General features: G+C 63.8%; 28 protein-coding genes and 1 pseudogene. 17 read left to right on the top strand and 12 right to left on the bottom strand.

Features of this window, described 5'->3' with window-relative positions; translation table 11 throughout:
- Nucleotides 1–264: pseudogene (locus AC1D1L_RS29465) on the bottom strand (adenylate/guanylate cyclase domain-containing protein); the annotation flags it as partial.
- Nucleotides 265–442: 178 nt separating this feature from the next.
- Here AC1D1L_RS29465 and AC1D1L_RS29460 point away from each other — a divergent pair.
- Both AC1D1L_RS29460 and AC1D1L_RS29455 read left to right on the top strand, forming a co-directional pair.
- Nucleotides 443–1,138, top strand: a complete 696-nt coding sequence (locus AC1D1L_RS29460; protein ID WP_477344811.1) for a class I SAM-dependent methyltransferase — start codon at nucleotides 443–445, stop codon at nucleotides 1,136–1,138.
- Between the two features lie 227 nt (nucleotides 1,139–1,365).
- Nucleotides 1,366–1,521: a DUF1127 domain-containing protein gene (locus AC1D1L_RS29455; protein WP_352561095.1), complete on the top strand. Its 156-nt coding sequence runs from the start codon at nucleotides 1,366–1,368 to the stop codon at nucleotides 1,519–1,521.
- A 100-nt stretch (nucleotides 1,522–1,621) separates the two neighbouring features.
- On the opposite strand, the gene AC1D1L_RS29450 is transcribed toward AC1D1L_RS29455, so the two are convergent.
- Nucleotides 1,622–1,771, bottom strand: coding sequence for a hypothetical protein (locus AC1D1L_RS29450; protein WP_477344823.1), 150 nt, complete (start codon nucleotides 1,769–1,771; stop codon nucleotides 1,622–1,624).
- A gap of 358 nt (nucleotides 1,772–2,129) precedes the next feature.
- Here AC1D1L_RS29450 and AC1D1L_RS29445 point away from each other — a divergent pair, with 358 nt between their 5' ends.
- Nucleotides 2,130–3,338 carry an aminotransferase-like domain-containing protein gene (locus AC1D1L_RS29445; protein ID WP_477344809.1) on the top strand — a complete coding sequence of 403 codons (1,209 nt, stop codon included), beginning with the start codon at nucleotides 2,130–2,132 and terminating at the stop codon, nucleotides 3,336–3,338.
- 115 nt (nucleotides 3,339–3,453) lie between these two features.
- Here the strand turns inward: AC1D1L_RS29445 and yghU are convergent, their stop codons facing one another.
- A complete protein-coding gene (gene yghU, locus AC1D1L_RS29440; RefSeq protein ID WP_477344807.1) occupies nucleotides 3,454–4,323 on the bottom strand; it encodes a glutathione-dependent disulfide-bond oxidoreductase in 870 nt (289 codons plus the stop codon).
- A 379-nt stretch (nucleotides 4,324–4,702) separates the two neighbouring features.
- On the opposite strand from yghU, the gene AC1D1L_RS29435 reads away from it, so the two are divergent.
- The 8 genes from AC1D1L_RS29435 (at nucleotide 4,703) to AC1D1L_RS29400 (ending at nucleotide 12,788) form a co-directional block, all read left to right on the top strand.
- Complete coding sequence (locus AC1D1L_RS29435) at nucleotides 4,703–5,614, top strand: S1C family serine protease (protein WP_477344805.1); 912 nt, start codon at nucleotides 4,703–4,705, stop codon at nucleotides 5,612–5,614.
- 258 nt (nucleotides 5,615–5,872) lie between these two features.
- Entirely contained in the window at nucleotides 5,873–6,469 is a 597-nt protein-coding gene (locus AC1D1L_RS29430; protein WP_477344803.1) for a YdeI/OmpD-associated family protein, read from the top strand.
- A gap of 339 nt (nucleotides 6,470–6,808) precedes the next feature.
- On the top strand, nucleotides 6,809–7,516 hold the full coding sequence (locus tag AC1D1L_RS29425; protein WP_477344801.1) for an SDR family NAD(P)-dependent oxidoreductase: 708 nt from the start codon (nucleotides 6,809–6,811) through the stop codon (nucleotides 7,514–7,516).
- Between the two features lie 371 nt (nucleotides 7,517–7,887).
- Nucleotides 7,888–9,096, top strand: a complete 1,209-nt coding sequence (locus AC1D1L_RS29420) for an ABC transporter substrate-binding protein (RefSeq protein ID WP_477344799.1) — start codon at nucleotides 7,888–7,890, stop codon at nucleotides 9,094–9,096.
- A 14-nt stretch (nucleotides 9,097–9,110) separates the two neighbouring features.
- A complete protein-coding gene (locus AC1D1L_RS29415) occupies nucleotides 9,111–9,893 on the top strand; it encodes an ABC transporter ATP-binding protein (protein ID WP_477344797.1) in 783 nt (260 codons plus the stop codon).
- Complete coding sequence (locus AC1D1L_RS29410; protein ID WP_112566921.1) at nucleotides 9,886–10,590, top strand: ABC transporter ATP-binding protein; 705 nt, start codon at nucleotides 9,886–9,888, stop codon at nucleotides 10,588–10,590. Before AC1D1L_RS29415 ends, AC1D1L_RS29410 begins: the two co-directional genes overlap by 8 nt.
- A gap of 328 nt (nucleotides 10,591–10,918) precedes the next feature.
- A complete protein-coding gene (locus tag AC1D1L_RS29405; RefSeq protein ID WP_477344795.1) occupies nucleotides 10,919–11,806 on the top strand; it encodes a branched-chain amino acid ABC transporter permease in 888 nt (295 codons plus the stop codon).
- Nucleotide 11,807: 1 nt separating this feature from the next.
- Nucleotides 11,808–12,788, top strand: coding sequence for a branched-chain amino acid ABC transporter permease (locus tag AC1D1L_RS29400; protein WP_477344793.1), 981 nt, complete (start codon nucleotides 11,808–11,810; stop codon nucleotides 12,786–12,788).
- Here the strand turns inward: AC1D1L_RS29400 and AC1D1L_RS29395 are convergent.
- From AC1D1L_RS29395 to AC1D1L_RS29380, 4 genes are read right to left on the bottom strand one after another with little or no spacing between them, the layout of a single operon-like run.
- On the bottom strand, nucleotides 12,782–13,738 hold the full coding sequence (locus AC1D1L_RS29395; protein WP_477344821.1) for a Csu type fimbrial protein: 957 nt from the start codon (nucleotides 13,736–13,738) through the stop codon (nucleotides 12,782–12,784). The genes AC1D1L_RS29400 and AC1D1L_RS29395 overlap by 7 nt on opposite strands.
- 14 nt (nucleotides 13,739–13,752) lie before the next feature.
- Complete coding sequence (locus AC1D1L_RS29390; RefSeq protein ID WP_477344791.1) at nucleotides 13,753–16,170, bottom strand: fimbria/pilus outer membrane usher protein; 2,418 nt, start codon at nucleotides 16,168–16,170, stop codon at nucleotides 13,753–13,755.
- Complete coding sequence (locus AC1D1L_RS29385) at nucleotides 16,142–16,864, bottom strand: fimbrial biogenesis chaperone (RefSeq protein WP_477344789.1); 723 nt, start codon at nucleotides 16,862–16,864, stop codon at nucleotides 16,142–16,144. Before AC1D1L_RS29385 ends, AC1D1L_RS29390 begins: the two co-directional genes overlap by 29 nt.
- Nucleotides 16,865–16,890: 26 nt before the next feature.
- Entirely contained in the window at nucleotides 16,891–17,382 is a 492-nt protein-coding gene (locus AC1D1L_RS29380; protein ID WP_477344787.1) for a Csu type fimbrial protein, read from the bottom strand.
- Nucleotides 17,383–18,222: 840 nt separating this feature from the next.
- Here AC1D1L_RS29380 and AC1D1L_RS29375 point away from each other — a divergent pair.
- From AC1D1L_RS29375 to AC1D1L_RS29365, 3 genes are all read left to right on the top strand, one after another.
- Nucleotides 18,223–18,612, top strand: coding sequence for a DUF427 domain-containing protein (locus tag AC1D1L_RS29375; protein ID WP_477344785.1), 390 nt, complete (start codon nucleotides 18,223–18,225; stop codon nucleotides 18,610–18,612).
- 158 nt (nucleotides 18,613–18,770) lie between these two features.
- The gene (locus tag AC1D1L_RS29370) at nucleotides 18,771–19,340 is read left to right on the top strand and encodes a sigma-70 family RNA polymerase sigma factor (RefSeq protein WP_477344783.1); all 570 of its coding nucleotides are present in this window, start codon (nucleotides 18,771–18,773) and stop codon (nucleotides 19,338–19,340) included.
- 124 nt (nucleotides 19,341–19,464) lie between these two features.
- Nucleotides 19,465–21,561 carry an EAL domain-containing protein gene (locus tag AC1D1L_RS29365; protein WP_477344781.1) on the top strand — a complete coding sequence of 699 codons (2,097 nt, stop codon included), beginning with the start codon at nucleotides 19,465–19,467 and terminating at the stop codon, nucleotides 21,559–21,561.
- A gap of 32 nt (nucleotides 21,562–21,593) precedes the next feature.
- Here AC1D1L_RS29365 and AC1D1L_RS29360 read toward each other — a convergent pair whose 3' ends face one another.
- Together AC1D1L_RS29360 and AC1D1L_RS29355 are read right to left on the bottom strand one after the other, a co-directional pair.
- On the bottom strand, nucleotides 21,594–22,094 hold the full coding sequence (locus AC1D1L_RS29360; protein WP_477344779.1) for a hypothetical protein: 501 nt from the start codon (nucleotides 22,092–22,094) through the stop codon (nucleotides 21,594–21,596).
- 112 nt (nucleotides 22,095–22,206) lie between these two features.
- Nucleotides 22,207–22,437, bottom strand: coding sequence for a DUF6894 family protein (locus tag AC1D1L_RS29355; RefSeq protein ID WP_112566900.1), 231 nt, complete (start codon nucleotides 22,435–22,437; stop codon nucleotides 22,207–22,209).
- Between the two features lie 184 nt (nucleotides 22,438–22,621).
- Between AC1D1L_RS29355 and AC1D1L_RS29350 the strand changes: the two genes are divergently transcribed.
- On the top strand, nucleotides 22,622–23,341 hold the full coding sequence (locus AC1D1L_RS29350) for a Crp/Fnr family transcriptional regulator (RefSeq protein ID WP_477344777.1): 720 nt from the start codon (nucleotides 22,622–22,624) through the stop codon (nucleotides 23,339–23,341).
- Between the two features lie 26 nt (nucleotides 23,342–23,367).
- On the opposite strand, the gene AC1D1L_RS29345 is transcribed toward AC1D1L_RS29350, so the two are convergent.
- Together AC1D1L_RS29345 and AC1D1L_RS29340 are read right to left on the bottom strand one after the other, a co-directional pair.
- Nucleotides 23,368–23,661, bottom strand: a complete 294-nt coding sequence (locus AC1D1L_RS29345; protein ID WP_477344775.1) for a DUF982 domain-containing protein — start codon at nucleotides 23,659–23,661, stop codon at nucleotides 23,368–23,370.
- A gap of 184 nt (nucleotides 23,662–23,845) precedes the next feature.
- Nucleotides 23,846–24,022, bottom strand: a complete 177-nt coding sequence (locus AC1D1L_RS29340) for a hypothetical protein (RefSeq protein WP_185970293.1) — start codon at nucleotides 24,020–24,022, stop codon at nucleotides 23,846–23,848.
- Between the two features lie 190 nt (nucleotides 24,023–24,212).
- On the opposite strand from AC1D1L_RS29340, the gene AC1D1L_RS29335 reads away from it, so the two are divergent.
- Entirely contained in the window at nucleotides 24,213–25,178 is a 966-nt protein-coding gene (locus AC1D1L_RS29335; protein WP_477344773.1) for an SDR family oxidoreductase, read from the top strand.
- Between the two features lie 105 nt (nucleotides 25,179–25,283).
- Nucleotides 25,284–25,460 (top strand): hypothetical protein, encoded by a 177-nt coding sequence (locus tag AC1D1L_RS29330; RefSeq protein ID WP_477344771.1) that lies wholly within the window; start codon nucleotides 25,284–25,286, stop codon nucleotides 25,458–25,460.
- 207 nt (nucleotides 25,461–25,667) lie between these two features.
- On the opposite strand, the gene AC1D1L_RS29325 is transcribed toward AC1D1L_RS29330, so the two are convergent.
- Nucleotides 25,668–26,033: a VOC family protein gene (locus AC1D1L_RS29325; RefSeq protein WP_477344769.1), complete on the bottom strand. Its 366-nt coding sequence runs from the start codon at nucleotides 26,031–26,033 to the stop codon at nucleotides 25,668–25,670.
- Nucleotides 26,034–26,051 lie beyond the last annotated feature (18 nt).

Below are 26,051 nucleotides of genomic sequence, written 5' to 3'. Positions count from 1 at the left end.
ATCGGCGGTGCCATTGTTGCGATCGGCCATCCGGCGTTGGATCATGGCAGCGCACTGGACGGCATCGACGACGCTGGCGAACTCGACCAGCGCGCCGTCGCCCATGAGCTTGATAATGCGCCCGTGGAATTCCTTGATCGCAGGGTCGACCAGTTCGCGACGGCAACTTTTCAACCGCTCGAGCGTGCCGACCTCGTCCTCGCCCATGAGGCGGCTGTAGCCAACCACATCGGCAGCAAGGATTGCGGTAAGCCTTCGCTCCATGTGCGGGTGTCTTGCCCCCCTGGGTCAACGCTTTGCTGACGAGCGTATTCTAGTACTCCTTTGATTGCGAGCGTGCTCGGCCCCTGGGGCAGCGGTCAATGCAACTACCACCCCCTGGCCACTTACTTTACGTTCAACTCCATGATGTAAGGCTTCGCAATCCCGGGGCCTAACGCCAATGCTAGACAATTACGAGATCGACCGGTTTGGCGTGATCCACCAGATCGACGTCACGCCGATCAAATATGACAAGCAATATATGTCGTATTACGAGGACCTGAGCGACCGCACCATCAAGCTCGGCTATCAGCGGCTTGGCTGGGTGCTGGGGATCACCGGTGAGATACCGCGGTCGGTGCTCGAGATCGGCTATGGCACCGGCACGTTTATCGAGGCGGCCAAGATTACCGGGGTTGCCGACTGTGCCGGCTGCGACATCACCCGGTTTCCGCTGCCCAAGGGTGTGCGCTTTGTCGATTGGGATGAGGCGCTCGCCGGCGCGTGGGATCTCGTGGCTATGTTCGACGTGCTGGAGCACATCCCTGACTTAAGTTTTCTCGCTCGCCTTCAGACCCGCCATCTGGCCATCGCCGTTCCTTATTGTCGCTGGCGTGAGCTCGGCGCCGATGGCGATGCGTGGTTCGAGACGTGGCGCATGCGTCTGCCCAACGAGCATTTGCACCATTTCGACCGGGACTCGCTGGTAGCGCTGCTTGCTGACAACGGCTTCGAATGCGTGACGCTGAATGGCTTCGAGGACGGCATCAGGCTGCGGCCGGGCGAAGCGGGTCCGAATATTCTGTCCGGCTTTTTCAGCAAGCCTCATCCGAAGATTCGCAGGCTCCGGAATAAGGGCTTGGCCGACGGCGGCTGAATCGACACTTCAGGCCAGCAGGCCAAGTGTCTGACATCGTTGCACGCGTGTACTCTTGCGCAGCCCTTCGTGGCGCTTCTTCAATTCCCGAAACTGATTTGCATACAAATGTTTCTGACGGGCATCGCTATGTGAACCGCTTCACCGTTGCCGTGCAATCGATCGGTTACAGAGGCCGTGCAAGAGCGAGCCCGAGGCAGCGCCCTGCTGCTGCATGGAGGTTACCGATGTTTGAAAGTCTCACCAGAATTCGCGCCGCCTTGGCGCGCGTCAGCAGGCACAGGAAGACCGTGAGGGCACTGAATGCGTTGCCGACGGAGATCCAGAAGGACATTGGCTGGACGGAGTCGAAGGCGATCGATGAGATACGGCTGCCGTTCTAGGCGGTCGCGGCGCCGAAATCGCACGCGCGAGGCGCGGCGACTGCTGAGGCAAGCCGGTCGCCCAACTCCCAAAGTGGAGCAGGCATCTTCCTCTCCTTGCCTACCCCAGCCACCACCACAGCGCCGCCAACACAAGCACAATCGCCGCGACCGACAGCCCCAACATGATGTAGCTGCCCTTGATGATGTCGCGGATGATCTTCTTGATGCTTTCGCGGTCGTTGAGGTTGGGGAAGGGCTCGTTGGGCAGCGCGACGCCGAGGAAGGCGCAGAGCGGAGCCTAGCCGTCGCTGACGTTGAACACCAGGAGCTTCTCCGGCGGCACGGCCGCCTTCACCTCCTTCGGTGTAGGCATTGTAGCGCGCCACTGCCTTGGCGCGGTCGTCCATCACGCCGGCCAGTGTGCGGCCCCAGATCTTCGGGCGCGCAACAATTTTCCACGTTGAGCGGTAAAAATGTGTTTGCTTTTGCGCCTGGGCCACGCGGAATGGCATTCTGGCTATTCCAGCAAGCGAGGGAGCCTGATAATAGGTCAGCTAGATTGACCTAAATTTGCATGGTCGGAACGATCATGCTTGACCAGATGCCGTATCCCGGGAGGTGGGCTGATGAGTTTGATGGACCTGTTGGCGTCGCGCGCCTCGCGCATGAAGGCGTCGGAAATCCGCGAGCTGCTGAAACTGCTCGACCAGCCCGACATCATCTCGTTTGCCGGCGGCATTCCCGATCCGGCTTTGTTTCCCTCGCAAGCCATCGCCGATGCCTATGCTTCGGTGCTCGGCGGCCCGGACGCGGGCACGGCGCTGCAATACCAGGTCTCGGAAGGCTATCTGCCGCTGCGGCGCTGGCTGGCCAGCCAGATGGGCAAGCTCGGCATCGCTTGCGATGAGCACAACATTTTCATCACCTCCGGCTCGCAGCAGGCGCTGGATTATCTCGGCAAGCTGTTCCTGTCGCCCGGCGACACCGCACTGGTGACGTGGCCGACCTATCTCGGCGCGCTGCAGGCCTTCAACGCCTATGAGCCGCGCTATGACCGGCTGACGCCGGACGGCGGCAACATGACGCCGGCCGCCTACCAGCAGGCGGCCGCTGCCGCTGGCGGCAAGGTGAAATTCGCCTATCTGGTGCCCGATTTCGCCAATCCGACCGGCGAGACGCTGAACCGCGCGCAGCGCGAGGCGGTGCTCGACCTCGCCGGCGAGCTCGACATCGCCGTCATCGAGGACGCCGCCTATCGCGCGCTGCGCTATGACGGCGAGGGCGAGCCGCCGATCCTGGCGATCGATTGCGAGCGCTCCGGCGGCATCGAAAACGCCCGCACGCTCTATTGCGGCTCGTTCTCAAAGATCCTGTCGCCGGGCATGCGCGTCGGCTGGGTCTGCGCGCCGCGCCGCGTGGTCGAGCGCTTGGTGCTGATGAAGCAGGCCTCGGACCTGCACAGCCCGTCGATCAACCAGCTGGTCATGCACCGCGTTTCCGAGGCCGTGTTCGACGGCCAGGTGGAAAAGCTGATCGGCGCCTATCGCGGTCGCCGCGATGCTCTGCTTGCCGCGCTCGAGGCTGAAATGCCCGACGGTGTGAGCTGGAGCCGCCCCGAAGGCGGCATGTTCGTCTGGCTGACGCTACCCGAGGGCTCGGATGCCACAGCGCTGCTCGCCCGCTCGGTCAAGGAAGCCCGCGTGGCGTTCGTGCCGGGCAATGCGTTTCATGCCGATGGTTCGGGACGCAACACGATGCGGATGAGCTTTACGCTGGCCGATGACCGCGCTGTGGGCGAGGGCGTGCCGAGGTTGGCGCGGTTGATGAAGGGCTAGACGCCCTACCTCCCCCTTGTGGGGAGGTCGACCGAAGGTCGGGTGGGGGTGCTTGGCGCCAACCCCCACCCCGCTGCTTCGCAGCGACCCTCCCCACAAGGGGGAGGGTAAAAAGTCACTCCGCCGCCACCAGCTTATCCTGCGTCTTGGTCTCGAAATCGCCGGCGTCGTGGCGTTCGTGCAGTTGCATTGCCGGGTCGCCGAAGGCGCGGTTGACCATGCGGCCGCGCTGCACCGTCGGGCGGGCGTCGATCGCCTTGGCCCAGCGCTGCACGTGCTCATAGTCCTGCACCGACAGGAACTCGGCGGAATCATTGTACATGCGGCCGAGCGCCAGGCCGCCATACCAGGGCCACACCGCCATGTCGGCGATCGAATAGCCGGCTCCGCCGAGATATTCCGTCTCCGCCAGCCGGCGGTCGAGCACGTCGAGCTGGCGCTTGGTCTCCATGGCGAAGCGGTCGATGGCGTATTCGAATTTCTCCGGCGCGTAGGCATAGAAATGGCCGAAGCCGCCGCCGAGATAGGGCGCCGACCCCATCTGCCAGAACAGCCAGGACAAGGTCTCCGCGCGCGCCGGCTGTTCGGTCGGCAGGAATTCACCGAACTTTTCCGCGAGATAAAGCAGGATCGAGCCGGACTCGAAGACGCGAACCGGCGCCTTGCCGCCGCGGTCGAGCAGCGCCGGGATCTTGGAATTGGGATTGACGTCGACGAAGCCCGAACCGAACTGGTCGCCATCGTTGATACGGATCAGCCAGGCATCGTATTCGGCGCCCTTGTGGCCGAGCGCCAGAAGCTCCTCCAGCATGACGGTCACCTTGACGCCGTTCGGCGTCGCCAGCGAATAAAGCTGCAGCGGATGCTTGCCCACCGGCAGCACCTTGTCATGCGTCGGGCCGGCGATCGGCCGGTTGATGCTGGCGAACGTGCCGCCATTGGCTTTCTTCCAGCTCCAGACTTTCGGCGGGGTGTATTCGGTCATGCGAGGAATTCCTTGGATTTGGCGGGCGGAAACGGCTGGCGCGACGGCGCGAGACTGATGGCGGAAAAGTCGGCGAAAGGTAGATGCTGCAAAAGATAGGTGCAAATTAGAAAGGTTCAACTTGTGTTGAACTATTATCAATGTCGGCGCCTTTTCCCTTCTCCCCGTTCACGGGGAGAAGGTGCCCGAAGGGCGGATGAGGGGCAGCGCGAGGCCGAAGGTTGTCCCGGCCCTTCGCATGGCTCAGGGCGTTCGAAGCTCGAAAAGCCAAGCAATTGGCTTTTCGTCTGCTGCGCAGATCACTTCTCACCCTTGCGTCTCGTGCAGCGCGGCATACCTATAGAAGATACTGCCCACGCATATCTGCCAGGATGAGAGCATGCCCATAGATCCCCTGTCCCCGCTCTTGCGTTCCGTCGTCGCTGTGCGCGCCACGGTTCCCGACGACGCCTTTACGGCGAACGCCCTGGGCACGCGCCGGGAAGGTAGTGGCGTCGTTATCCGCGCTGACGGGCTCGTGCTCACCATCGGCTATCTCATCACCGAGGCCGAAGAGGTCTGGCTGACCGATCAGGACGGCCGCGTGGTGCCGGCGCATGCGCTGGCCTATGACCAGGAGACCGGCTTCGGCCTGGTGCAGGCGCTGGCGCCGCTCGGCCTGCCGGCGGTGGCGCTCGGCGATGCCGAGAGGGCCAAGGTCGGCGACCCCGTGGTGTTTGCCGACGGCACCGGCCGCTCGGTCAAGGCGCACATCGTCACCAAGCAGGAATTCGCCGGCTATTGGGAATATCTGCTCGACGAGGCGATCTTCATCGCGCCGGCGCACCCGTCCTGGGGCGGCGCGGCGCTGATCGGCCAGGACGGCAGCCTGCTCGGCATCGGCTCGCTGCTCCTGCAGATGAGCCGCAACGGCGAGGTCGCCGACATCAACATGGTCGTGCCGATCAACCTTCTGACCCCGATCCTCGACGACCTGCTGACACGCGGCCAGGTGGCGAAGCCGCCACGGCCGTGGCTCGGCGCCTTCTCGGCGGAGTCGAACGGCGCCGTGATTGTGATGAGTGTCGCCGAAGGCGGCCCCGCCGCCAAGGCCGGCCTGCGCCAGGGCGACATCATCTCCGACGTGCGCGACGGCGAGGTCGACGGTCTCGCCGATTTCTACCGCAAGCTATGGCAGAACCCCGCCGGCTCCGAGATCCCACTCAGGGTGGTGCGAGACGGCCGCGAAACCTGGCTCAGGGTAAAATCCGCCGACCGCAACAGCTTTCTGAAGAAGCCGCATCTGCAGTGAAAGAGCGCCCTTCCTTCCCCCCTTGTGGGGGAAGGTGGATTGCCGCGAAGCGGCAAGACGGATGAGGGGTGTTCCAGCGGAGTGAGACGTTGGCGTTCCCTGGAACACCCCTCATCCGTCTCGGCGCTAAAGCGCCGAGCCACCTTCTCCCACAGGGGGGGAAGGGAAGGGGGTCCGGTGCTTGGCCCGCGGAGGTTCTGCTGACAGAGACTGGCATCGACAGCCGATATAGCCGGTCCGGCAACAAACGAGGTGTTGATGGCGCCGATCAAGGTCGATCCCGAAAAAGTTCGCGAATTCCCCGATCCGGAAAGTTTTTACGCCTGGCTGCGGGAGAACCACGCCGGCGAGACCGAGGTCTGGATCAAGGTGCACAAGGTCGGCTCGGGCCTCGCCTCGATCACGCCCAAGCAGGCCATCGACGTGGTGCTGTGCTTCGGCTGGATCGATGCCGTGCGCAAGTCGCTCGATGACAAGAGCTTTCTGCAGCGCTACACGCCGCGCGGCAAAAAGAGCATCTGGAGCAAGATCAACATCGACAATGTCGCCCGCCTGGTCGACGAGGGCCGGATGACCGAGCACGGGTTGCGACAGGTCGAAGCGGCCAAGGCAGACGGCCGCTGGGACCGCGCCTATGCCAGTGGCAAGGACATGAAGATCCCCGACGATCTGCAGGCCGCCATCGATGCCGAACCTGAGGCGAAAGCGATGCTGGCAAAACTCTCCGCCCAGAACCGCTTCGCGCTCGCCTTCCGCACCCACAACATGAAGACCGAAGCCGGGCGCAGGAAGAAGATCGAGGCCTTCGTCGAGATGCTGAAGCGCGGCGAGACGATCTATCCGCAGAGGCGGTGAGGGCGGGCGTTGGCCATCCAGTTTTGATAGGCTAGCACTTGGACACCCCCCTCTGGCCTGCCGGCCATCTCCCCCGCAAGGGGGGAGATCAAGATGTCGCCGATGCTTCGCCAAATCACCAACGTTCCAAGAAAGAGCCCTGTTGGCGAAACTGCCGATCTCCCCCTTGCGGGGGAGATGTCCGGCAGGACAGAGGGGGGTGAAGGAACTCGACCTTGCGCATCGGCCTTCGCGACCGATGCACCCCATCGCACAGCGATTGTCGTCTCCACGCCCTAATCATTCGATCCCACCTATGCGATCTTTCGTGCACTATTGATGCGGCACAGGACCCCGCCAATGACCACCACCACACCCCATTCCGGCAAGGTCGCGCTCGTCACCGGCGGCAATCGCGGCATCGGGCTGGAGACGGGGCGTCAGCTGGCGGCGCTCGGTTTCACCGTGCTGCTCGGCACGCGCGATCTCGCCAAGGGCGAGGCGGCCGCGAGGCAACTCGGCGGCAAGGTGGAGGCCATCGCTCTGGATGTCGCGGCACCTGACGCGGCAGCCCTTGCCGCGGCCGATATCGAGCGCCGCTTCGGCCGCCTCGACGTGCTCGTCAACAACGCCGCCATCCATTACGACCCGCGTGCGCGGGCGCTAAAACCCGACTGGACGGTGATCCGCGAAGCCTTCGAGACCAATGTCTTCGGCGCCTGGCGCATAGCTGCCGCCTGCGCGCCGCTCCTCAGCGCCTCCGGCCATGGCCGGCTGGTCAACGTCTCCTCCGAGGGCGGTTCGCTCGCCTCGATGGGCGCCGGCGCGCCGGCCTATTCGACGACCAAGGCGACGCTCAACGCGCTGACCTGCATCCTGGCGGCCGAATTGCGCGGCGCCGGCGTGCTGGTCAATGCCATCTGCCCCGGCTGGGTCGCGACCGATATGGGCGGCCCGGGCGGGCGCCCGGTGGCGCAAGGGGCGGCCGGCATCGTCTGGGCCGCGACCTTGCCGGACGACGGCCCGACCGGCGGCTTCTTCCGCGATGGCAAAAGGCTGCCGTGGTGAATGAAGCCGAGATTTGCAAGGTAAGCCACTGAAAAACATGGGTTTTCCACTAGATCGACGTGAACTCGATCGACGTGAACTCGAGATAAGAGTGGAAAAATCAGCCGGGTCAATGCCTTAGCCAGCAAGCAGCCGAAACCCAGCTCGTTTGATCTGGAAGCTGCCGAGATGCCCGCACGCCATGCTACGAAAATAGCATTCTCCCCTCACGAAATGTGATGCTACTTTCCCACGCACCGGGGCGGAGGAGTTGCCAAGAGGAGGAGTGGCGGGCGCGACGACCCGAATTTCAGAGAGAATCGGACCGAACTGTTGAACCATTGCAAGGCCGCCGCGTTTCCCGGCGTCGTCCACAAGGGAGGAACCCACCTGTGAAAGCATCCTATCTCGTCTCCGCCGCGCTTCTTGCGGCGACTGCGATGCCGGCGGCGGCCGGCGAAATTTCCGACGGCAAGGTCAAGATCGGCATCCTCAACGACCAGTCGGGCGTCTATGCCGATTTCGGCGGCAAATGGTCGGTCGAGGCCGCAAAAATGGCGGTCGAGGATTTTGGCGGCAAGGTCCAGGGCACGCCGATCGAGATCGTCAGCGCCGACCACCAGAACAAGGCGGACATCGCCTCCAACATCGCCCGCCAGTGGTATGACACCGAGCAAGTCGACGCGATCATGGAGTTGACGACCTCTTCGGTGGCGCTCGCTGTCCAGGGGCTGTCCAAGGAAAAGAAGAAGATCGACATCGTCACCGGCGCTGCTTCGACCGACCTGACCGGCAAGCAATGCTCGCCCTATGGCTTCCATTGGGCCTACGACACGCATTCGCAGGCCGTCGGCACCGGCGGCGACCTTGTCAAGCAGGGCGGCGACAGCTGGTATTTCATCACCGTCGACTACGCCTTCGGCTATTCGCTGAAGGACCAGACCGCCAAGCTGGTGGAAGCCAGCGGCGGCAAGGTGCTGGGCGAAGTGCGATATCCGCTGGGGTCCACGGACTATTCCTCCTTCCTGCTGCAGGCGCAGTCCTCCGGCGCCAAGGTCATCGGCCTTGCCAATGCCGGCCTCGACACCTCCAACTCGATCAAGCAGGCGGCCGAGTTCGGCATTGTCGCCGGCGGCCAGCGGCTGGCGGCACTTCTCTTCACCCTTGCCGAAGTGCACGGCCTCGGCCTGCAGGCGGCGCAGGGCGTCGTGCTGACCGAAGGCTATTACTGGGACCGTGACGACGAGAGCCGCAAATTCGCCGACCGCTTCTTCAAGCGCACCAACCGCATGCCCAACATGGTCCAGGCCGGCACCTATTCGGCGGTGACCCAGTATCTGAAGGCCATCGACAAGGCCGGCACCGACGAGACCGAGGCGGTGGCCAAGCAGCTGCATGAGATGCCCGTCAACGACGTCTTCACCGCCAACGGCAAGGTGCAGGCCGACGGCTCGATGGTGCACGACATGTATCTCTATCAGGTCAAGAAGCCCGAGGAGAGCAAGAAGGACTGGGACTACTACACCTATCTGGCGACCATTCCCGGAGACAAGGCCTTCACCAAGGCCGAAGACAGCGGCTGCCCGCTCGTCACCAAGTGACAGCGGCGCAAGCTGTGGCCGGCCAGTCGGGCGGCGGAAAGGACACGCCGCGGGTGGTGCTTTCCGCCCGCGGCCTCAGGCGTGATTTCGCCGGTTTCGTTGCCGTCAACAATGTCGACCTCGACGTCCATCACGGCCAGATCCATGCGCTGATCGGACCGAACGGCGCCGGCAAGACGACGATCTTCAACCTGCTGACCAAATTCCTGCAGCCGACCAGCGGCAGGATCGAATTGTTGGGCAACGACATCACCCGCACCGCGCCGGCCAGGGTGGCGCGCATGGGTCTCGTCCGCTCGTTCCAGATCTCGGCGATCTTTCCGCATCTGAGCGTCCTCGACAATGTCCGCGTCGCCCTGCAGCGGCCGAGCGGGCTGGGCTTCCAGTTCTGGCGCTCGCTGGCCGCACTCGACCAGTTGACACCGAGGGCACGCGAGCTTCTCGGCATCGCCGGCCTCGACGATGTCGCGCATCGTCTGGCCGGCGATCTCTCCTATGGCAGGAAGCGCGTGCTCGAGATCGCCACCACGCTGGCGCTCGATCCGAAAGTGCTGCTGCTCGACGAGCCGATGGCTGGCATGGGGCACGAGGATGTCGGCGCCATTTCCGGCATCATCCGTTCGCTGGCCAGAGACCGCGCCGTGCTGATGGTCGAGCACAACCTCACCGTCGTCGCCGATCTTTGCGACTGGATCACCGTCATGCAACGCGGCCAGGTGCTCGCCGCCGGCGACTACGCAACGGTGAGCACGGACGAGCGTGTCCGCATCGCTTACATGGGGACCGAGCATGAGTGAGCCGCTGCTTGCCGTGCGCGATCTGCATGCCTGGTATGGCGAGGGCCATGCGCTGCATGGCGTCAACCTCGATGTCTTTCGTGGTGAGACCGTGACCTTGCTTGGCCGCAACGGCGTCGGCAAGACCACCACGCTGCGCGCCATCATGGGGCTGGTTCGCAAGCGCAGCGGCAGTGTCACTTTCGACGGCGGCGATCTGATGCGTCTGCCGCTGCACCGCGTCGCCCATCGCGGCATCGGCTTCGTGCCGGAGGAACGCGGCATCTTCGCCACGCTCACCGTCGACGAGAACCTGATCCTGCCGCCGGTGGTGGCCAAGGGCGGCATGAGCGTCGAGGAAATCTTCGATCTCTTCCCCAATCTGAAGGAGCGCCGCAACAGCCCCGGCACGAAACTCTCCGGCGGCGAACAGCAAATGCTGGCCATCGCCCGCATTCTGCGCACGGGCGTGCAGATGCTGCTGCTCGACGAACCGACCGAGGGCCTGGCGCCTGTCATCGTCCAGCGCATCGGCGAATTGCTGGCGACCCTGAAAAAGCGCGGCATGACCATCCTGCTGGTCGAGCAGAATTTCCGCTTTGCCGCCCGCATTGCCGACCGCTTCTATCTGATGGAGCACGGCAAGGTGGTGGAGGGTTTCGCCGTAAGCGAGCTTTCTGCTCACACTGACCAGCTGCACGAGGTGCTTGGGGTATGATCGGGAAATTAGCCTGTGCTCGACAAGGGGGAGGATCTTCGGGGCAGCGGCGGTCAGGTGCAGATTGCATCTTGCCCCTGACCTGTCAGGCGCCGGCGCTGCCCCTCATCGCCCTGCCGGGCACTTCTCCCCGTATAGTGACGGGGAGAAGGGGCTGGCCGCAATTCCCGTTTCCTTTCTGCAACGTTGGCGATTGGCGAAATCGGCGACGAGAGCGCCCCTCTCCCCGTCTCTATACGGGGAGAGGATGCCGGCAGGCAGGTGAGGCGCGGCGCCAGCGCCGACAATCGGCTGTGCCGCTTTCAACAGGTCTCTTGGCGGTGACGCCATGACGATGATCTTCGGCATCCCCGTCCAGGCCTTGCTCGGCCAGATGCTGGTCGGGCTGATCAACGGCTCCTTCTATGCCATGCTCAGCCTCGGGCTGGCCGTCATCTTCGGCCTGCTGCGCATCATCAATTTCGCCCATGGCGCGCTCTACATGTTCGGCGCCTTCATCGGCTATCTGATGCTCGTCCATGTCGGCATCGGCTACTGGCCGGCGCTGGTCCTGGTGCCGCTCGTCGTCGGCGTGTTCGGCATGGCGGTCGAGCGCCTGGCGCTGTCCAGGCTCTACCGCCTCGATCCGCTCTACGGCCTGCTCTTCACCTTCGGCCTGGCGCTGGTCATCGAAGGCGTGTTCCGTTTCTATTACGGTGTCTCCGGCAATCCCTACGCCGTGCCGTCGCAACTCGCCGGCGGCACCAATCTCGGCTTCATGTTCCTGCCTAACTATCGCGGGTGGGTGGTGGTTGCTTCGCTCATCGTCTGCATCGGCACCTGGCTGCTGATCGAAAAGACCAGGCTTGGCTCCTATCTGCGCGCCGCGACCGAAAACCCCGAGCTGGTGCAGGCATTCGGCGTCAACGTGCCGCTGCTGCTCACGCTCACCTACGGGCTGGGAGCGGCGCTTGCGGGGCTCGCCGGCATCCTCGCAGCACCGGTCTACCAGGTCAGCCCGCTGATGGGCTCCGATCTCATCATCGTCGTCTTCGCCGTCGTCGTGGTCGGCGGCATGGGCTCGATCCTCGGCGCCATCGTCACCGGCTACATGCTCGGCCTCGCCGAGGGCCTGACCAAGGTGTTTTATCCGGAGGCATCGAACCTCGTCATCTTCGTCATCATGGCGATCGTGCTGCTCTTGCGCCCTGCCGGCCTGTTTGGAAGGGATGTCTGAGATGAGCGAGGCGACCCTTCACGAGCAGCGTACCGCCGCTTCCGTTCGGCTTGAGCGGGTGCTGATAGCATTGGCCATACTGGCGCTGATCGCCGCGCCCTTCTTCGTCTACCCGATCTTCCTGATGAAGATGCTGTGCTTCGCGCTGTTTGCCTGCGCCTTCAACCTGCTGCTCGGCTACACCGGGCTGTTATCCTTCGGCCATGCCACCTTCTACGGCGCCGCCGCCTATTTCTGTGCCTACGCCGTCAAGGACTGGGGCTGGCCGCCGGAAGCCGGCATCCTGCTCGGCACCGCCGGCGCGGCCGTGCTCGGACTGGTCATGGGCTTCCTCGCCATCCGAAGACAAGGCATCTATTTCTCGATGATCACACTGGCGCTGGCGCAGATGTTCTACTTTTTCTGCGTCCAGGCGCCCTTCACCGAAGGCGAGGACGGCATCCAGGGCGTGCCGCGCGGGCATCTGTTCGGCATCGTCGATCTCAACGTCACGCTCAACATGTACTTCTTCGTTCTCGCGGTTTTCCTCATCGGCGTCTTCGCCGTCTGGCGCATCGTCAATTCGCCCTTCGGCATGATCCTGCGTTCGATCCGCGAGAACGAGAACCGCGCCATTTCGCTGGGCTATTCGGTCGGCCGCTACAAGCTCGCCGCTTTCGTCATGTCGGCAGCGCTCGCCGGCCTTGCCGGCGCCACCAAGGCGATCGTCTTCCAGTTCGCCACGCTCACCGACGTCACCTGGCAGATGTCGGGCGAGGTGATCCTGATGACGCTGCTCGGCGGCATCGGCACCATGGTCGGCCCGGTCGTCGGCGCCGGCCTCGTCGTCGGCCTGGAAAACACCCTCGCCACCTCGGGCTTCCCGGTGACCATCGCCACCGGGCTGATCTTCATGATCTGCGTGCTGGTCTTCCGCCGAGGCATCGTCGGCGAACTTTACGCGCGGTGGCTGGCGCCCGCTGACGGCGGCCGCGATCAATAGGTTATGGTCACCACCACGGTGTCGGTATAGACGCCGGCCGAGGGCGTGGTCTGCGGCGGCACGCGGCCGTAGACGGTGAGCGGTTGCGCCGCGCCGGTCCCGATACCGGCGACCGTGCTTCCCGGTGTCCCGGCGTCACCCCAGGGCTGCGTGCGCGCATTGTCCTTGTAGAGACCGTAGGTGACCCGCTCGGCACCCTTCGACATCTTGCGGTTGGTCGGTGTGCCGCCTGTCGTGCCGCCATTCAGCGACACCGTATAGGCGGTCGACGGCGTGCAGGTGACCGTGACCTGGCCGGTGGCGTCGACATTGGCGTCGAGCACGCCCTTGGGGCCGAAATCGATGTTCTGGGTGGCGACCAGGCAGTTGGCCGCAATCGTGGCGTTGATGGTGAAGGTCGGAGAGGCGGCCAGGGTGCCCAGGCCGGTGTCGCAATTGCTGCCTAGCAGGTTTGTCCGGTAGCGGAACTCGACATGCCCGCCCGAAAACGTCGACAGATAGGTGCCGGGCGGAACGGTCGCCTGGCCGCCGGGAACCCGGCCATAGAGCGTCAAGGTGCCGGATGAGTTGCCTAGGATACTGGGGCTCAGCTGCAGCGGCGGCGGGCGCGAGGCATAGGCCCAGGCATAGGAGCCCCAGACGACACTCATCGCCGGGTCCGAATAGATCTGGTAGTCGAGGCTGTTGGCGCCGCTCAGCATCTGCCTTGCGGCCGCCGAGGTTGCGCCGCCGGTGCCGGCGGCGAGATGTGGACAGACCAGAATGGGCAGCAGCAACGGCAAACTGCCGCTGCAGGTCACGTTGAGGGTGGCCGTCGATGTCGCCGCGCTGCCCGACAGCGTGTCGACGGCGCCGAAATTCATGTTGGTGACGGTAAAGCTGCAGCTTTGCGCCAGGGCAAGCGACGGCAGCAGCGCCACCAGGATTGCAACGATTGCGGCGCGCAGCATCTGGCCAGGCATTGTCATTGGCACACCACATTCTTGATCGTCACTTGCTGCCCGCGCGCCGCTTCGAAGGGGAAACTTGCCCGGCACGAACTGCCGTCCGCCAGGCCGACTGCCACCGCATTCTGCTTGCCGAGGCCCTTGATGTAGGCCTGGCCGTCATAGCCGACGACGAAGTCTTCGGTGCCGCCGTCGACACGGCCCGACAGTCCGGCCTCGAGCGGCGTTCCGCTCCCATCGACCAGCGTCACCAGCGCTGCCTGCGCCGCCTCCGATACGCCGAACTTCAGCACCACGCCGTTGCGATCGGCCGGGACGACGGTCTCCTTGGTGGTCGGGACATCGGCATCGACGGGCAGGTTCTTCGGGTCGATGGAGACCGTGTTCAGCTCATAGGAGTTGAGCCCGGTGACCAGGATGCGGCCTTTGCTGTCGGTCTTTCCGACCGGCCTGTTCTGATGCAGAACCTCGACGTCAGGCGTGCCGACATCGACGACGGCAAAGGCATCGTCGATGCGGTTGGTGGCGAACACGCCGCCGCCCGCCACCGCGATGGCCCCGTCCATCTGCCCGGTCACGCGAAAATCCTTGTCGAATTGCTGGGCGCCGGCCTGGAAACGCGCAAAGGGCGCGCGATAGCTGACAGCGGCCGAGCGGTTGGGGACCTCGCCCTCCGACGTGCGCAGCTGCCAGCCGATGCTGAAGTCCTCCGCCCGTTCCGACTTGGCGAGGTCGGCAACGACATTGAGGCCGTCAGGCCCTTGCTCGACCCCTGTCGAGGCTGTGATGTCGTCGTTGAACGGGATCGAAAGCCCGGCGAACACGCCATAGCTGCTGTCGTCGTCGAGATCGGCAAAGGCGGTGGCATAGAGCGTGCCGCGCCTGAAGATCGCCTGGCTGTAGGAGAGCCCGACGATCTGGCTGGTATCGCCTTCGGCGCTTTTGAGATGGGTGTAGGAGAGGTTGAGGCTGGAGAAGTCGAGTGGCATCGGCACGCTGAGCGTCACTTGGTCGACCGCGCGCGGCACGCCGGCGCTGAAACGGGTGAAGTCGTCGGGATCGGGAACCGGCTCCGCCGTCACCGAGGCGATGTCTTCATAGCCGCCGAAGGCCCGCTGCATGTGCGTGTTGATCGCCCAGCCATCATAGCCGAATTCGACACTGGCATCGACCAGCGCGCCAGTGCGCCCGTCATGGTGGCTGCCCGCCGCTGCCGCCGACGCCGCGCCGAAAGGCCCGAGCGGGAAGGCAGCGCCAACGCCGCCATTGATCAGGTCGGCGCCACCCTCGGCATGGGCTTCCAGCGTCAGCCGGTCGCTCAGGCCATAGCGTGCCGTGGCGACGCCCATGGCGCGGCCGTCATAGTCGTCGGAGGAGATACCGAAATTGCGCCGCGCCATGCCCGCCTCGACGGAGAAATCGAGCAGTCCCTGACGCAACAGCATGTTCGAGGCGTAGAACGGCAAGGTAGCGGTGGTCTCGCGCCCGAGGCTGTCGCGCAGCACCACCTGCGCTTGCCCTGCGCCGGTGAACACCGGCAGATTGGTGACCTGGAACGGCCCGGGCTGGATGTCGCCGGAATAGGTGCGGACGTTTTGCGTATAAACTTCGAGTGTCGACGGCACCGCCGCCGTGCCGCCGAAGGAGGGCAGGGGCAGGGTCACCAGATCCGAGCGCAGGCGGAAATTGCGCTGCGCCTGGATGCCGCCGAGATAGACGGGCCGCGTCCACGACAGTCCGCCGGAGACGAAGTCGCCGGCGCGGTAGGTCATCAGCCGGTCGGGGTCGGAATAGCTCCAGGTCGTGTTGAGCCGCGTGAAGCCGCCGAGCCTGCCGTCGGAATAGCCGGCGATGAACGACTGGCTAAGCGTTCCATAGGGGCTGAACACACGCGTGTCGAAGCCGCCCGAAATGCCCTGGAACAGTTCGTTGTCGCCGTCGAACAATGTGTTGGAACTGGCAAACAGCGAGTAGTTGAGCACCGCGCCGTAGCCCGATTGCGGCGCCGGCCGGTCCTGCAGGCGCAGGCCGAGATCGACGATGCGCGGCTCGCGGCTGTCATTGGCGGCGGTGACGTAGAGCCGTTGCGCCGCCTCGTCGATCTGAAACGACACGTCCGCCAGTTGGTCGAGCCTGACCAGGCCGCCAGCACCTTCGGCACCCTCCGGCGGTTTCAGCCCGACGTCCTTCAGCTCTTGCGCCGTCGCTGCCAGGCCGCCATCCGGCATTTCGGTGAAATTGCCGATCAGTTTCGTAGAGTTGTCGTTGATGAACACCTCCAGATAGAGGCTGCGGCGGGCCGGCAAAACGGGATCAGGCGCTTCAGTGTTCGTCACGGCCGGCGGCTCTTGCGAGTTCACTGCCGGGCAAGGTGTGAAAGTCGCGAGCGCGACGACAATCGCGGTGCTAGCGGCCCTTGACGGCAACTTTGGCATCGAAGGGTCCAAGATCGCTCTGTGCCTTCAAAAGCACGGAGCCCGCGGACAGTGATTTGCTGCTGCCGATCGGCCACTGCATGGTCGCGCCGCCCAGCACATAGCCGACAAGCCCATTTCGGTTGCTGAGCTTCTTGCCGCCCTGGGTCAGCATCAGGTTGGACAGCCGAAAGCGGCTCTCGCCGCTGTTGCTGGCGATGAGCATCAGGCTGCCGCCATTGCGCGAAAGGCTCCACGCGATCGCCGGCGCGCCTGCGTCGGCGTTGCGAAAAAACACCGGCACCGAATAGCGCAGCGCAAGCGCAACCGTACCGGCCTTCTTGCGCGAGGGGTCGGGCAGTTCGTCGACGATGACGCGGTAACTCTCTTCGGCCCGCACCGGCGCCTTCGAGACGCGCACGACGCGAACCACGTATTGGGCGTTGGGTCCGAGCTTGGTCGATGGTGGGCTGGCGACGACATCCGTGGTTGGCGTCAGCGTCTCGATGCCGCCGGACTGGCTCCATGCGAAGACCCTGATCTGCACATTGATCGGCCGCTTGGCGTCGTCGTTGCTGAGGTTGAGGACCGCCGAGGCGTCGGGCGCGATCAGCTCGAGACCTGTCGGCGCCACCCTGAGCGAAGCGGCGTGTGAGAGACCGGCGCACAGCAACAGAACAGCCGTGGCGCCGATGCATGAAAGCATGGATCGCATGATCGTCCTCGTGTTGGTATCGATGGTCAGTACGTTATGGTGATCGAAACAGTGTCGGTGTAGAGGCCCGCCGGCGGTGTCGTCTGCGGCGGAACGCGCCCGTAGACCGTCAGCGGCTGGATGGCGCCGTTGCCGGTTCCGCCGACCGTGTCGGTGGGGATCGTGGTGCCCCAAAGCTGCGTCCGGGTGCTTTCCCTGTAGATGGTGTAGTCGATCGTTGCCGCCAGTGGCCCGGTCATCTTGCGAACCGCAACCGTCGCGCCCGAGCCCGCTCCGGCGCTCAGACCTACATTGTAGGATTTGCCGGTCGTGCATTGCACGTTGATGGTGCTGGTCTGGTCGACATTCGGATCGATGACGCCGTGCGAGCCGAAATCAAGATCGCTTGCCGTCTGTACCTTGCATTCGTCGGTAATGGTGATGCGGACATTCATGCTGCCCGTCGCGGTCGCGGCGATCGCGGGCAAGGTTGGGAGCAGCGACGCTCCCGCCAGCAGCGCATATTTCAGCAAGCTCATGCGTATGTTCCTCCGTCGGGCAGACCGTTCCTCGCGAACAGTCCTGACCCGGATATCAACCCTGCAGCCCCTCCCGCTACACGCCTCGCAAAGACATCAACGATATCGGCAATGTCAAAAGCGATCAGCGCAATGATTATTACAACTTAGATTCGGACTATACAGATGAACGGCTTTCAATTGTATCGGATAATTTTAGTTAAGATTTGGTTAATTTGGGTAAAATAGACATTTTTTTGAAAGTGATAGTTTCATCATTCGACAATTTATTTTAGAAACTTTGCTAAAAAGCGAATATTCAGGCCAAATCATCTTGATTTGATAGACTCTGGGCTGTCGCTTCCTATTGTCGATTATTTCGCGGCGTATGCCGGCGCCAAGCGGCCTTCGCCGTCGCCGCTGGTCCGCACAGCCCAAAACGCTGTCCCGGTCTGCCAAGCCTGGCAATCGTGCTGTCAGGGCCGCATTCCCCAAAACCGTGTTCCGCCCTGCCCAAGCACGGCCGCACCGGCTGAGATAAATCCATCCGTCGGATCGCGGGGAAACATTTGGGAATCATTCTTGCCACGCTCACCCCGATTTCCGACGGCAGCGCATCGGCCGGACGGGAGATGCCCCTGTTGTCCCTTCGAGCCATGATCGCACACCGGTAGCCGCGCGGACCGGCTGCAGACGTCAAGAAAAGGAAGAACGATGAAGAAGACATACGAGAAGTCAAGGCTTCAGAAGCGCGAAAAACTGACCCGCGTCACGGCAGTGATCATCCTGTCGGGCCCCGTCGAAAACGGCAGCTGACGCCTTCGATCGGCTTCGGACCTACTGCAGACAAGGAGAACGGCCATGGATCAGCATGCGAACCCGTCGCCCGGCTTTCGGCGCAATCCGGGCAAGGTGATCACCGTCGAGCCTTTCAAGGGGCGTGTCGTCGTGTTTGCCAATGGCGCCATCATCGCCTCGTCGGTGAAAGCCAAAATAGTGACCGAGCCGCCTTATCCCTTCTCTTTCTACATCCCGTTCGAGGACATCGACTTTCGCAAGCTCAAGAAGACGGCGCTGTCGACGCTGTGCCCCTACAAGGGCGACGCCAGCTACTGGGACGTGCTGCCGGCGGGTGGAGCCGGCAAGGACGCGATGTGGGCTTATGAGCAGCCATTCGATGAGATGGCGGGGATTCGCGACCACGGCGCCTTCTATCCCGGCCGGGTCACCATCGACGCTGCGCCGCGCTGAACATCATGCCTGTTGCCCAAAAAGTGCGTCGCGTTTTTGGAGCCAACGACATGCATGAACAGAGGAACCTTCATGCTGGCCGAAGCTGCCCTCGGGCTCGACCCGAGGGCGCAGCGGTTTTGCATCGGCGACAAGCCGACAACGAAGACAACAAGGCCATGGACGAAAAGCAGAGAGCCATCCTCGACCAAATCCCGCGTCTGCGGCGCTATGCGCGCTCCCTGCTGCGCGACCGCGATTCCGCCGACGATCTCGTCCAGGACTGTCTCGAACGGGCGCTGCTGCGGCTGGACAACTGGCAGACGGGAGAGAGCCCGCGAAAGTGGCTGTTCACGATCATGCATCATCTGTTTATCGACCAGATGCGCAAGGCGAACCGGCGCGGCGGGGCCTCGATGCTGCCGCTGGAGGCCGGCGAGGTGCAGGCCGCCCCCGCCGACCAGCTGGAGAACGTCGCGGCGCGCGAGATCATCGACGCGCTGCAGGCGATCAGCCCCGACCGTCGCGCTGCCCTGACCATGGTCGCCATCGAGGGTTTTTCCTACGCCGAGGCCGCCGAGATCCTCGGCGTGCCGGCCGGCACGCTGATGTCGCGCATCGCGCGCGGGCGGGAGGAATTGCGCGGCTTGCTCGAAGACGCCGCGCGCCGCAGCTCGATAAGGATTGTCGAAACCGAAACGGCGGCAAGCCGCAAGAATCCGAATGCAATCAGGGCGCCGATGTCATGATAAAGCTCCACACGATGCGGCCTGGTAGCAGGCTTTGTCCCGCGAATCCGCGCGGCGCGCCCGGTAACGGTTTCTTGTCTGCTTGCGTGCATGGTGGCGGCGACGCGGTGGACGAAACCAGAGCATGCCCGACGAGAAAATACGCAATGGAAAGTTCTGGGCGCTTGCGCTCGAACGCGCTCATCTGGGCGTATGGGACTGGGATATTTTGAGCGGCGACTGTTTCTATTCGCCGACCTGGTCGCACATGCTGGGCTATGAGGATGGCGAGCTTGCCAACACCGGCGACCTCTGGCTGCAACTGACGCATCCCGACGATCGCGAGCGGGCGCTGGCCAGCGGCGAGCGCCACATTGCCGGCCTAACCACCTCGATCGAGACCGAGCTGCGCCTGAGACACAAGGACGGTCATTGGATCTGGGTGCTCGACCGCGGCGGCATTGTCGAGCGTGACGAGACAGGCCGGCCGGTCAGGCTGATGGGCGTCCAGACCGATATCAGCCGGCAGAAAGAGGCCGAAGCCGAACTGGAGCGGGTCAATGTGCGCTTCCGCCTGGCGCTGGCGGCCAGCGGCACCGGCATCTGGCATCACGATATCGACGCCAACAAGAGTTTTTGGGATGCCCGCACCAGGGAGATCTTCGGTCTGGTCGCAGACACTGACGAGGTGGCCGCCGACCTCTGGCACACCTATCTCCACCCCGACGACAAGGACACCACCGAGCGCGCCCATCTGGCCCCGCTTGCGACCGACGCAGTCGTTGCCTCGCAATACCGCATCATCCGGCGAGACGGCGAAATCCGTCATGTCGAATCGCTGGTGCGCTTCATCGCAGCTCCGGACTCTGCGGGCCAGATTCTCGGCACCGTGCGCGACATCACCGAGGACAAGAAGCGCGAGCAAGAACTCGCCTACGCCGCGCACCACGATGCGCTGACCGGTTTGCTGAACCGCGCTGCATTCGACCGGCTGCTGGCCGTCCACATCGCCACCGCGCGGCTTCTGCCGCTGGCGGTGTTCTATGTCGATCTCGACTACTTCAAGGCGCTCAACGACTTTGCCGGCCACGCCGCCGGCGACCTGGCGCTGAAGGGTGTCGCTGGCGGCATATTGGGCTGCCTGCCGTCATCGGCGTGCGCTGCGCGCCTGGGCGGCGACGAGTTCGCGCTGCTGGTTCCCAATTGCCACCCGGCCGCGGCCGAGATGCTGGCCGGCGCAATCCTTGCGGCGGTGCGCGACGCCGATCTCGGCCTGCCGGCCACGTCGCGCAAGCTTGCGGCCAGCATCGGCATCGCCTTTGTCGACGACACCACCACGACGGTGGCCGATGCGCTGGCCTGCGCAGACGACGCCTGCTATGCGGCCAAGGCTGCAGGGCGCAACCGCTTTGCTGTGTTTTCGGCTGACTCGGCCTCGGGCTCCGGCGGCCTCAACGCGGCGCGTGTCGCCGCCGACACCGTCGATGCCATGGACGACGGTCGGTTGAAACTGTTCGGCCAGGAGATTCATCTGCTTGGGAAACCTTGGCGGGAGAGCCGTCATGTCGAAGTGCTGGCGCGGCTTGTGGGCAAGAATGGCAATCTTATCCCGCCGGGCGAGTTCATTCCGGTCGCCGAGCGCTTCGGCATTGCCTCGCGGCTCGACCGCTGGATCATCAGGACTGCACTGTCGCAGCATGGCCCGGCCATGAAATCGGGCGCCATCACGCTCGGCTTCAACCTGTCGGCGCAGACACTGAGCGACCCGCTGCTGTGGGATTTCGTCGACGCCGTAATCGCCGAGACCGGCGCGCCGCATTCCGGCATCGGCTTCGAGATCACCGAGACCGCCGCCGTCACCAATTTCGACGCTGCCGAACAGTTCGTGCGCAAGGCGCGCGAGCGGCAATGCCGCGTCAGTCTCGACGATTTCGGCGCCGGCATGAGCTCGTTCGAATATCTCAGGCGCTTTCCTGTCGATCAGATCAAGATCGACGGCTCGTTCATCGAAAACATCGCCGAAAGCCGGTTCGACCGAGAGATCGTTTCAGCCATTACGGGCATCGCCAAAAGCCTCGGCTGCGCGGTGGTGGCCGAAAAGATCGAAGAGCAGGCCGCGCTCGACATTTTACGCGACATGGGCGTCGCCTACGGCCAGGGTTTTCTACTGCACCGGCCGGAGCCGCTGGAGGCGATCGTGGCAAGGGCGAGCGCCGAGGCGCCGCGCAAGCGGTTCGGCTGAAGCGGCCGAACCGCGCCGGGAGGTGCGGTAGCTCAACCGGCGTCGGCCTTTTCCTGCTTGCGCTGCGCGGCGTCCTTCTTGCGGCGCAACACCTCGTCGGTGCCGACAAGATCCTTCGACCCGCCGGAGATCGAGGTTGAGACAACGGCCGGCGGATCACTTGCCGGAAAGCTATCCTCGAGCCCGGATTGGAGCTGTTCTTCAAGCGTGTCGGGATTCTCCGAGCGGCCCTCCGCGCGGCGCTCGCCGACGGCCTCGACGTCACTCTTGCTGTCGGGGTGGGCGCGGGCCTCCGATATCGTCGACACCACCAACTCGATGGCAAACTCTTTCATCGCCTCGGCTTGCGGCTCATTGACGTCAGAGTTTTCGATCAGGCGGATCAGTGACTTCTCCAGATCGCCGAGTTCCTTGGCTCCCTGGCAGCGCGCCAGTCGCTTGGTCAGCGAACCGATGAGCACCGGGGCAAAGGTCGAATAGGCATGGTCGCGGGTCGCGTCGACATGCTCGGGATGAAGCTTTTGCAGGGACATAGGTTCGTGCCTCCAATCAATCAGCTGGCCAGCAGCTCCTGCCGCTGGGCCTCCCTTAGGAAACAGAGGGGAGGGCAAGAGGTTCCATGCCGTGGTCGACAGAGCCCGACGCTCAACTCCACAGCGACGCCATGGTCAGTGACGCTTCGAAGATCTGCTCCCTGTTCTGGTTCAGCATCTTGACGGTGATCCGCCGGTGCTCGCCCTCCGGCATCTCGTCGCGCGCGACATCGTGCAATATCCGCAGCGCCTCGGCCCCTGCACGCTCGCGGCTTGGAAACAGCTGCCCCTCTTCATCGATCTGGTTTTCGGTGTTGTAGAGGTCGAAGTAGAACCGTTCCATGGCGTAAGCATCCTGCATAAGACGCTAAACCCCTGTCCGTAGCCATGGTTCCATCCGGCTGATTCCCAAACAGATTCTTGCCATTGCTGCTTGGGGCGGGATGCCGCCGTGCCCGGCTGCGTGCAACCGCACCCGATCTCCGGCGTTGAGCCACAGCAACCGATCCCGATGGAAGAACCCCTCAATGCTGGAATCTCTTTATCTGAACCTTGGCCAGCATGACGCCCTCTCGAAAGAGGAGAAGGGGCTGCTCGCCGGCGCCATGACCGTCGAGCTGGATTTTGCGACGGGCCAGGACATCGTCTCGGAAGGCTCGCGGCCCGGCTACAGCACGCTCATCATCGAAGGTCTGGCCGCGCGCTACAAGGTGCTGGAGGATGGCGGCCGGCAATTCACCTCGTTGCAGGTGCCTGGCGATTTTGTCGACCTGCACGCCTTTCTGCTCAAGACCATGGACCATGGCATCATCGCGCTCTCGCCATGCCGGGTCATCGCCGCCGACCACAGCCGGCTGCGCGCCATCACCGAACAGGCGCCTCATCTCACCCGGTTGCTGTGGCTGGACACGCTCGTCGACGGCGCCATCCACCGTGAATGGATCGTGGCCATGGGCAGGCGATCCAAGACCTCGCATCTGGCGCATCTGGTGTGCGAGCTGTTCGTCCGGCTTCAAGTGGTCAAGCAGACCAATGGCATGAGTTTCCGTCTGCCTTTGTCGCAGGCAGAACTGGCCGACGTGCTGGGGCTGTCGATCGTTCACATGAACCGGGTCATCGGCGCGCTGCGCAGGCTCGGCGTCATCGGCTGGGCAAATCACATGGTGACGATCCTGGACTGGCAGCGGCTTGTCGAGATCGCCGAGTTCGACCCGACCTATCTCAGCATGAACCGCGAGCCGAGATAGGTCATCGGCGAAGGGACGACGGCCTTTTAGTGATGCCCGCCCAGCGACGCCAATTCGTCGAGCATGGCAAGGGCGGCACTTGGCTTCGCCGGCTTCAACAAGCCCTGTTGAGCGGCGGCATTCTTGAAAGCGGCAAAGGCGATGGCCGGGCGGCAAATTCCGTTCAGCGCATCATCCACCAGCCTGACGGCCGCCTTGTAGGCCTGAGCGTCCTTGTTCTTCCACTTTCCGTGCAGCGCCCTGTTGGCGTCGGCAATCGACGACACCGTCATCGTACTGCCGTCCACGAATTTGATCGTCAGGGGAAGAAATCGGCTCATGAGAAATTCACCATCCGAACCATTCCCGCGTCCGCCACAAAAGCCCGGCGAAAGGCGCGACCAGGAAGGCAGCGGCGCCCAGAGCCAGGATGGGGTTGTTTGTTGGTATCGATTTCATGGATGCCTCCGTGAATCGGGATCGCCATAAACGAGGAAATCGCGAAGTGGTTGCAGCTTGCGAAGGCTACATGTTGCTGGCCGGCCGGATCGGTTGGCGTGGCCGGTAGGGCGGTCGCGACTGCGACTTCAAGGGGATGTCGGCGAGCGAGTTGCGGATTGGTCTGAACAGTATTGGCGGCGATGCGGCGCGCCGGCGCAGCAGTGCGGCCGACAGTTTGGCAACCAGATTTCGAACCTCCATGGACTCCTCCCTAGAGTTTTAGAGTCCCCCTTTCGCACTCACCTAGCACCTGACGCCTGTGCCTCGCATTTAACTTTGATGTAGTCCGGACGAATGCGACCGCTTGTGCGCAAAGCCTGCCGCCAACCTTTTTGCCCGGCCAACCTTTTTGCTCGGAGCGCGTTGTCCTCCGACACGGAAGGAGGATGCCATGCTGACCAAAACCTCGAAGGCGGTGCGCAAGCAGCGCAGCGTGCAACGCAAGGTCGACGCCGACGACCGCAACAAGGCAAAAGCCAAACCTGACGCCGCCATGCAGGCCGGCGCCCGGCTCTATCCCGAGCCGCCTTTTCCGAAGCAGCACCATCCCAAGCCCGGCGAGGAAGGCGAGATCGAGCCGGCGCCGCTTTATGATGCGCCGTTCTGGCAGGGCTCAAAGAAACTGGACGGCAAGGTGGCGCTGATCACCGGCGGCGATTCCGGCATCGGCCGCGCCGTAGCCGTGCTGTTTGCACGCGAGGGCGCCGACATTGCGATCGTCTATCTCGGCGAAGACAGGGATGCCGAAGTGACCAGGCAGGCGGTCGAGGCCGAGGGCCGGCGCTGGCTGGCGCTGCGCGGCGATGTCGCCAGCCGCGCCTTCTGCCGCCGCGCGGTGGAGCGCACGGTCAAGCAACTCGGCAAGCTGGACGTGCTGGTCAACAACGCCGCCTTCCAGGTCCACTCGGCCGATTTCGCCGACCTCACCGAGGAGCATTTCGACACCACGCTGAAGACCAACCTCTACGGCTATTTCCACATGGCTCAGGAGGCGGTGGCGCATATGAAGCCGGGCTCGGCCATCGTCAACACCGGTTCGGTCACCGGCATAGACGGCTCGAAGGAACTGGTCGACTATTCGACGACCAAGGGCGGCATCCACGCCTTCACCCGCGCGCTGTCTGGCAATCTGATAGGCAAAGGCATCCGCGTCAACGCGGTGGCGCCGGGGCCGGTGTGGACGCCGCTCAACCCGTCCGACAAACAGGCGGCCGATGTTTCGCAGTTCGGCGCCAAGACGCCGATGAAGCGCCCGGCCCAGCCCGAAGAGATCGCACCGGCCTATGTGTTCCTGGCCTCGCCGCAATGCTCGAGCTACATCACCGGCGAAATCCTGCCGATCGTCGGCGGCTATTGAGGGCGGCTCAGGCTGGCCCGGCTCTTTAGGAGGGCAAGACACGCATCCGGGCAGCGACGTCGAAGACGCTGCTGCAACCGGATGACTTTTCGTGCATTCTTGTGCATGGCCATGATACTTCGCCCCGACACGCCGGCAAAATGCTGCTCTTACTGCGGCTCGCGCGACCACGACTATGAGGATTGCCCGAAGCGCAAGGCCGACGCCGAGCGGCAGCGGGAAGATCCGGCAAGCCCGGACCGTGACAAGGATCGGACCCGGCAACTCCGCGCGCCAGTCTGAGCCGTTCCGCCGATAGCCCGCGCCCAAGGCGAGGCGACCGCCGAACCCATCAAGGCCCGTGCCGCGCCCCTCACCAACAACCCGCTGGTGGTCGAACTGACCAGGGCCGAGAAAGTGCGACGGGCAATTGCCGACATCGATGATCCCGGGATCGGCGATGTCTGGAACTCAGCGCGCCGGCGGCCGCGCCAAAGTGAGGCTCGTGACCTACCTGGGCTCGAACAACTCAACGACGTTGCCGGACGGGTCTTCACAAAGAATCTGTCGCCCGCCGGGACCTTCGACGATATCGTTGCGGAACCGCACGCCGGCCTCGCGCATCTCAGTAACGATAGCCGGCAAGTCCTGGACTTCGAGCACAATGCGGTTCCATCCGCCCGGCTCGGGTGTCCGGCCATCCGGCATCGGCCTGGCTGCCGACGCCATGGGGCCGGCGAGCCAGAGCGAGAGGTCGCCGCGCGTCAGGATGGCCATCGCCGGACCGAATTGCTGCTTCAGCGCGAAGCCCAGATGGCTCGTATAAAACGCGATGGACGCTTCGACATCGCGGACCAGATACCGGACGGACACCATATTCAGGCTCCCTCACAA

The sequence above is a fragment of the Mesorhizobium sp. P2_D6 genome, assembly GCF_056404315.1.
The sequence above is the reverse complement of the archived record's forward strand: the minus strand, read 5'-3'. Positions and strand labels throughout refer to the sequence as shown.